The organism is Phyllobacterium sp. P5_D12, assembly GCF_054049495.1.
The window spans coordinates 1-1,437 of record NZ_JBFUMG010000837.1 but is presented as its reverse complement, the minus strand read 5'-3'; the positions used below and the strand labels follow the sequence as shown (position 1 = coordinate 1,437).

Sequence of the window (1,437 nt, the reverse complement as noted above, 5' to 3'; positions counted from 1 at the left end):
GCGCCGGCATGGCGCAGGAACACCTCTCCATAGCGCGTGATCCTGATGCCACGGCCGTCGCGTTCAAATACGGCAACGCCAAGCTCGCTTTCCATTTCACGGATTGTTTTGGTGACGGCCGGTTGACTGATATGAAGGATAGCTGCCGCCTTCATAACGCTCTTCTGACGCGCGACTTCCAGAAAAGTTTGAAGATGGCGAAATTTGATGCGACTGTCGATCATCAGCATTTCATAACCCATCAGTTAAGAGAATGCGATATAATATCATTTTACCTAACCAGATGGATAATCCAAGGTGGTTTATTGAATGGGAGGCTTCTGTGCAATTCGTTTCTAGCAATGGCGTAACACTGCACTATCAATTGATCGGTGGACCGGAAGGCAAGCCCGTGTTGGTCTTTGCCAATTCGCTTGGTACCGACTTCCGTATCTGGCGCGATGTAATTCTTCGGCTCGTCGGCGATTTCGCCATCGTGACATATGACATGCGCGGACATGGTCTTTCGGATATTGGTACGACGCCCTACTCCATCGATGATCACACCGCTGACCTTGCAGGGCTCCTTGATTATCTCGAGGTCAGGAATGCGATTATCTGTGGTCTGTCGGTTGGCGGGCTGGTGGCACAAGGGCTTTATGCGACGCGGCCAGATCTGGTCCGTGCACTTATCCTTTGCGATACCGCCCATAAGATCGGCTCGGCGGAAATGTGGGCTGCCCGCATCGCGGCGCTTGAGCAAGGGGGCATTGAAGCCATTGCGGATGGGGTGCTCGAAAAATGGTTCACTCCTCCCTTCCACAAGCGGCGTCGCGACGAACTTGCCGGATATCGCAATATGCTGACCCGGCAGGCCATCGGAGGGTATATCGGGACGTGTGCCGCGTTGCGCGATGCCGATTTTACAACCGAAGCCTCGCGCATCGCGGTCCCGACCATTTGCATCGTCGGGGATCAGGATGGGTCGACGCCACCGGAAGTTGTGCTTTCGCTGGCGAAGCTCATTCCGCGCGCTCGTTACGAGGTGATCAAGGATGCCGGACATATTCCCTGCGTGGAGCAGCCGGAAGCGCTGACGGCGGTGATACGAGCGTTCATCGACGAGTTCCAACTTGGAGAAAGAGCATGACGTCTGCAGACGTTCCTTCCCATCGCTATGCTGAAGGCATGGCGACGCGCCGGATTGTCCTCGGCGATGCGCATGTCGATCGCGCTGAGGCAAACAAGACGGACTTTGACAAGCCATTTCAAGAGCTTATCACTGAAGCCGCCTGGGGTCATGTCTGGTCGCGGCCGGGCTGGACGAAGCGGCAGCGCTCGATTGTGACCATCGCGCTGTTGGCAGCATTGGGCCAGGACGAGGAACTGGTCATGCATATCAAGGCTACCGCGAACACTGGCGCTACCCAGGACGATATTTGCGAGGCGCTGCTGCAC

At 55.9% G+C, this 1,437-nt stretch carries 3 protein-coding genes; 2 read left to right on the top strand and 1 reads right to left on the bottom strand.

Going from position 1 to position 1,437, the window contains the following annotated elements:
- The coding region (locus ACXJ5O_RS26910; protein WP_457302580.1) for a LysR family transcriptional regulator at positions 1-224 on the bottom strand (224 nt) is incomplete at its 3' end.
- A gap of 98 nt (positions 225-322) precedes the next feature.
- Between ACXJ5O_RS26910 and pcaD the strand changes: the two genes are divergently transcribed.
- Positions 323-1,129, top strand: a complete 807-nt coding sequence (gene pcaD, locus ACXJ5O_RS26905; RefSeq protein ID WP_457302579.1) for a 3-oxoadipate enol-lactonase — start codon at positions 323-325, stop codon at positions 1,127-1,129.
- A partial coding sequence (locus tag ACXJ5O_RS26900; protein WP_457302578.1) for a carboxymuconolactone decarboxylase family protein occupies positions 1,126-1,437 on the top strand: 312 nt, incomplete at its 3' end. The genes pcaD and ACXJ5O_RS26900, both read left to right, overlap by 4 nt.